Consider the following 6,238-nt stretch of genomic DNA (forward strand, 5'->3'; position numbering starts at 1 on the left):
TCAACCAATATTCAGGAAAACAGAGGTGAATAAAACCAAAAAAACAATGGGAGTTCAGCAAATATTACTGTCTCCAACCAAAGAAGTTCAAGCCTTGTTAGAGTATCTCTGTCAACAATCAGGTAAACTGTATAACAGTGGTGTTTATTTAGCTCGTCAGATTTTTTTCAAAACAGGAAAATTGTTGACTGGAAAATTTGACTTATCTTTTGAACCATCAGTTACAAAATCAATGGTTGCTAAATCATTGCCATCAACACCAATGCAGCAAACATTGATGTCAGTAACAGAAGCCTTCAAATCTTTTAAATAATTAAGAGATTTATATATCAAAGGTCAATTACATTTTAACCCCAAGCCACCGGGATACCTGAAAAACTCTAAGTTGTTTAAAGTAGCTTATCCCAATTCTGGAGGTTTAAGACCAAAACTTGTTGGCAATCAGTTAAGGTTTTCCTTGGGTTTAACAGTAAGGCGATGGTTTGGAGTTTCTGAATTCTTTTTGCCTATGCCATCGAATCTTGATTTTTCTCAAGTGAAAGAGTTTACAATTCTCCCGAAAAATGGTTATTTTTACCTGGAAATGTCCTACGAGGTTGAAAAACAACAACATAATTTAGACATTGGTCAAGCATTGTCAATTGACTTAGGAACTTCTGACAATTTAGCAGCTTGTGTCGATACGCTGGGAAACTCTTTATTGATTGATTCTCGTGCAATGAAAGCGATGAATCAATTGTGGAACAAGAAAGTAGCAACTAGAAAAGAAGGAAAACCAGAAGGTTACTGGGATAATTGGCTAGACCGTGTAACTCGCAAACGCAATCACCAAATGCGTGATGGCATCAATAAATCTGCAAAGTTAATTGTCAACCATTGTCTGAAATACGGAATTGGCACACTGATAGTTGGGTGGAATGAAGGCTTTAAGTCTAACAGTAATCTCGGTAAACTGAACAATCAAAAATTTGTTCAAATGCCTTTAGGTAAGCTAAAAAATAGGTTGAAAGAACTGTGCGATTTGCACGGAATCAGATTTCTTAAAACCGAAGAAGCATATACTTCAAAAGCTAGTTTTCTTGATGGTGACTCCCTACCCAAATATGGTCAAAAACCAACTGGGTGGAAAGCATCTGGAAAGCGGATTAAACGTGGCTTATATCAGTCAGATAATGGCATAATTGTGAATGCAGACTTAAATGGTGCTGCCAAGTGCGATTCGTTCAGTCGAAACCGAGAAATCGGGGGATGACTGGCTTCTACAGGGTAATCCATCAGGATTGAGGAAAGCACTTTAATCCCTTGTAGATGATAACTTAATAACCTTGCAGGTGAGCGTCAGTATCCTAGAAAGCGTCAAATCCTGCCCCTCAGACGTAGAGGTGAAAGCATATCCCCCACTGTAGAGACTAGCCATCAATCGGTGAAGCGGGGATAAAAGCGGAAAGAGCTACTAGCCTAAAAAGTGGTATCCCGTGAGCAAGTTCCTATGGATAACGAAAGTGAAGTCACTGCCTGAATCACCGTTACTCCGAACCAGCGAAATAAGGCTTCTTGCGCTGGTAGTCCCAAAAGGGCATTAGTACAGGGTGGTATGAGGATTTTGCCCGACATACCTACGTTACCCAAAAACTCGGTGAAAAGGTGACATCCTAATGGAACAAACCAAAGGTTATGAGGAACGAAGTAACCCACCTGATTACTCTCGGAGAGGTCGAATACTCCGAGCAGTCAGCTAAGACGAAACCTCTGGATTATCCAGGTAACAGGTGGTAGAGATTGAGTCAGAAGCCAACGCCTCACTGTAATGGTGAAGGATATGCTAACGGACTCACGGTAATACGGATGGTATAGCTACAATTCGCAATGTAAATGTCATGAACACGGCAATAAAACCGATGTATGAATGGAGCGATATCAACTGGCGAAAGCTAGAACGTAACGTCTTTAAGTTGCAAAAACGGATATATCAAGCGTCTAATCGTGGTGATGTCAAGCTAGTACGCAAACTCCAGAAATTGTTGATAAGTTCTTGGACAGCAAGAGCATTATCGGTTCGTCGGGTAACTCAGGATAATCAAGGGGTGCGACGTGAAGTCGTACATTAGGCGCATCTGCGCTGAATAACTGGAGAGCCGCCTCTCCCGGAGAACTCTCTCTCTCCGTCCCCACATAAAAGAGTGTCACACTCCGCCTACAACAGTAGTAAGTAATGAACCTGTTGGAATGCAAGGCATGAAAGCCCCGCAACTGGTAGCCCAAATCAGTGAAAGGGCAAGGGGAAGATCGAAAAGGGTTAACGTTATGTGAATCACTGTAGATTCCGTTATGTCTAAAGAGTGAAATCAGGCTGATACACTCTAGCCAAAAAGGCAAGTGAGTAGGTTACTGGCAGCGCCTTGTGGCTAGTAACGAGAGAGCGAAACTCTCACCGGAATATAGGTGGAACCCAAATCGGTCGAAGGTTAAATGTACGGAACACGATAAGCCCTATGGATTCTCAAGCCAGGTCGATGGCGTGAGTAGGTTGACCGTAAGGAAAACGGAATTATCCAGAGGGTAAGGGATGCTGGAGAAAGCGAATGCTTTACCGTAATGCTGAAGATAGGGGTTCAGGCTTTGCCCCGCATCGAAAGATGGCAGACTTCCAGCGGGTCTTCAACGGTAAATTTTGCGTAAAGGAATTGAACCAACGTGAAAGATAGAGTCAGCAATGACATCGGAACGAAGGAACCGCTCAAGGGGTGGGCATCCATCAATTGGAAGCTCATCAAAAAGCGTGTCAGAAACCTGAGACGGAGAATCTACCGAGCAGCCCAGAACGGTCAGTGGAATAAGGTTAGAAGCCTCATGAAACTGATGCTTCGCAGTTACTCCAACCTGCTATTGTCAGTGCGAAGAGTCACTCAAGAAAACAAAGGGAAACAGACGGCTGGCATCGATGGTCAGACGGCTCTAACTCCAGAGGAAAGAGTGAAATTGGTCAGAGAAAGTAAGGAATACACCTTATGGAAAGTTCGCCCAACGAAAAGGGTATACATACCGAAAGCTAACGGAAAACAAAGACCATTAGGTATCCCGACAATCAAAGACCGGATAGCACAGGCAATTGTCAAAAATGCCCTGGAACCAGTCTGGGAAAACAGATTTGAAGCCCAGTCCTATGGCTTTCGCCCAGGCAGAAGTTGCCATGACGCAATTGAGCAGACATGGATAAGACTAAACGCTCAGGGGAACGACAGATGGATACTGGACGCAGATATTAAAGGGGCATTCGACAATATCAGCCACGAGTACCTGCTCAATGCCATAGGAGAAATCCCTGGTAAAGAGCTAATCAAACAGTGGCTAAAAGCAGGATATGTAGAGGCAGAAATATTCCACGATACCGAAAGCGGAACGCCACAGGGAGGGATTATTTCTCCCTTATTGGCAAACATAGCCCTCGACGGAATGGAAAAATTCCTAAGTCAATATAAAAAGACGAAGGAATACAAATATACCGACTCAAAAGGTAGAAAAAGAACAGAGAGGGAACACAAACCCAAATATGGGTTTGTTCGCTACGCTGATGACTTCATCATCACCGCAGAAAATCGTGAGGATTTGGAAGCCATTAAACCCATCCTAGAAGAATGGCTAAATCAGAGGGGTTTAAAACTTAATACGGATAAAACCCAAATCACTCATATTAATGAGGGCTTCAATTTCTTAGGGTTCAATGTCCGACATTACAAGGGTAAATGCTTAATTAAACCGCAAAAAGAAAAGGTCAAAGAATTCCTGTCTGGAATTCAACAATGGCTGAATCAACACAAAACGGTAAAAGCAACGGCAGTTATCCAGCACCTTAGCCCAATCATTAGAGGATGGGGGAACTACTACAAGCACAAGGTCAGTAAGGAGACGTTTTCTTACGTAGACTACCGAATATGGCAAATGCTGTGGAAGTGGTCGCTAAGAAGACACCCGAAAAAGGGGAAAGGTTGGATAGCCCAAAAATACTTCAGAACAATCAACGGGACGAAGTGGAACTTTGCCCAACCCTTAAAGAACAGACATGGTAGGGAAACATTAATAACCCTGCCGAAGCTGGCATACATCCCCATAGTACGCCATGTCAAAGTCAAAGACACGGCATCTCCCGACGACCCAACACTCACCAAATACTGGCAAGACCGCCAATCCAAATACGGGAAATCGTACTGGGCAAAAGGCTCAAAACTCTATAACGTAGCGGTTAACCAAAATTGGAAATGTCCAGTATGCGGTGAACACTTGTTCAATGGAGAAGAACTGCACACCCATCACAAGATTCGGGTGAAAGACGGAGGCACGGACAAAGCGGAAAACCTTGTCCACCTTCACAAAGCCTGTCACAGGCATGAACATACAGGCAAACGTTCTGAGGTTTTGGAGGCTTGAGCCGGATGATGGGAAACTGTCAAGTCCGGTTCTTAGGGGAGGAGGACGCGGCGACGTGTTCCTCCTTACCCGACAAGAAGACGGCTGGTGTGGATGGTGTGAAATCGCTAACCCCAAAGCAACGTTTCGCCTTGATAAATAAAATATCACTGGGTTCTAAGGTTAAGCCAACACGCCGAGTTTGGATACCCAAACCAGGGACAGATGAGGAAAGACCATTAGGCATACCGACAATGGAAGACCGAGCTTTGCAAGCGTTAGTCAAACTGGTGTTAGAACCAGAATGGGAAGCGCGATTTGAAGCTAACTCATACGGCTTCAGACCTGGGCGCTCATGTCACGATGCTATCGGAGCAATATTCTTGGCAATAAAGCAAAAATCAAAATATGTGCTGGATGCCGACATTAGCAAATGCTTCGACCGCATTAACCATGATGTACTTCTCTCAAAATTGAATACCTATCCTACCTTACGGAGACAAATCCGAGCTTGGTTAAAAGCTGGTGTAATGGATGGAAACAAGCTGTTCCCAACTGATGAAGGTACACCACAGAGCGGGGTGATTTCACCTCTACTTGCCAATGTCGCCTTACATGGGCTTGAGGAATTGATTATGGGTTTAGCCCCAAAATTCGAGATGAGAGACTCTCGTGGTCATACTTGTGGATTACGAGACAAAATCAAATCGATTTCACTGATAAGATATGCTGACGATTTCGTAGTCCTCCATGAGGATGTAGAAGTCGTAAAGCTGTGTAAGGTTGAGATAGAGAAGTGGTTAAGTGACATTGGGTTAGAACTAAAACCGAGTAAAACAAAGATAGCCCATACCCTGAATAGACTAGATGGGGAAGAATCTGGATTTAACTTTCTAGGATTCAACATCAAGCAGTTTCCAGTAGGAAAATATAACTCGGGAATAGGGACTAGAGGTGTCTTATTGGGTTTTAAAACTATTATCACCCCCAGTAAGGAAAGCCAGAAGAGGCACTACAGAAAAGTTGCAGAAGTAATAAATAAGTCGCGTGGCTTAAATCAAGCGACTTTAATTAAGAATCTCAATCCTATCATACGGGGTTGGTGTAACTACTTCTGTTCAGTCGTCAGCCAGAAAATATTTGCAAGGCTGTGGCACTTAGTGGTTTGGAAGCTCCTCAAATGGGGTCGTCATCGTCATAGGAACAAAGGCAGAGGGTGGATACGCCTTAAATACTTCAAAACCGTAGAAGGCAATAACTGGGTGTTTGCAACCGGAGAGGGTAACAATCCTTATGCGCTAATACAACATAGCTCCACGGAAATAAAACGCTATGTAAAGGTAAAAGGAAAAGCATCCCCCTACGACGGTGACTGGTTATATTGGAGTTCAAGAATGGGAGTACACCCCGAAATACCTGCGAGAGTGTCTAAACTACTCAAGCGTCAAAAAGGGAAATGCACCCACTGCGATAACTACTTCAAAGATGGAGATTCGATAGAAGTTGACCACATCATCCCTAAATCGAAAGGTGGAAGGGAATCTTATGATAATTGGCAACTACTCCATCGACATTGCCACGACACAAAGACCGCCAACGATGGCAGTCTCGGTAACAAATCTAGCTGTAAAAGTGCTAAACCTAAGCCACCAGTGGAACCAAGCCTTTGGGTTTGGGAAAACGATATGTTGGTAATGACGTACTGATGACAACAGCCGTTTTATTGAGGAGCCCAATGATGGGAAACTATCACGTTCCGTTTTGGAGAGCAGTGGAGGGGGCGACTCCTTCACTGACTTTAATTATTTTGAGAAAAGTAGCCAGTAAGTTAGGT

Annotated in this window: 3 protein-coding genes and 2 pseudogenes; all 5 read left to right on the top strand. The window is 43.6% G+C overall.

Features of this window, described 5'->3' with window-relative positions:
* Positions 1 to 313, top strand: a pseudogene (locus JGK22_RS32190) (RNA-guided endonuclease TnpB family protein); the annotation flags it as partial.
* Between the two features lie 57 nt (positions 314 to 370).
* On the top strand, positions 371 to 1,252 hold the full coding sequence (locus JGK22_RS32195) for a transposase (RefSeq protein ID WP_293178730.1): 882 nt from the start codon (positions 371 to 373) through the stop codon (positions 1,250 to 1,252).
* Positions 1,253 to 1,877: 625 nt separating this feature from the next.
* A pseudogene (locus tag JGK22_RS32200) lies at positions 1,878 to 2,084 on the top strand (reverse transcriptase N-terminal domain-containing protein); the annotation flags it as partial.
* A gap of 610 nt (positions 2,085 to 2,694) precedes the next feature.
* Entirely contained in the window at positions 2,695 to 4,425 is a 1,731-nt protein-coding gene (gene ltrA, locus JGK22_RS32205) for a group II intron reverse transcriptase/maturase (protein WP_293199389.1), read from the top strand.
* An 89-nt stretch (positions 4,426 to 4,514) separates the two neighbouring features.
* Positions 4,515 to 6,110, top strand: coding sequence for a group II intron reverse transcriptase/maturase (ltrA, locus tag JGK22_RS32210; RefSeq protein WP_293208965.1), 1,596 nt, complete (start codon positions 4,515 to 4,517; stop codon positions 6,108 to 6,110).
* Positions 6,111 to 6,238: the final 128 nt, after the last annotated feature.

This window comes from Microcoleus sp. PH2017_08_TRC_O_A (assembly GCF_020738665.1).
Taxonomy (GTDB): domain Bacteria; phylum Cyanobacteriota; class Cyanobacteriia; order Cyanobacteriales; family Microcoleaceae; genus Microcoleus.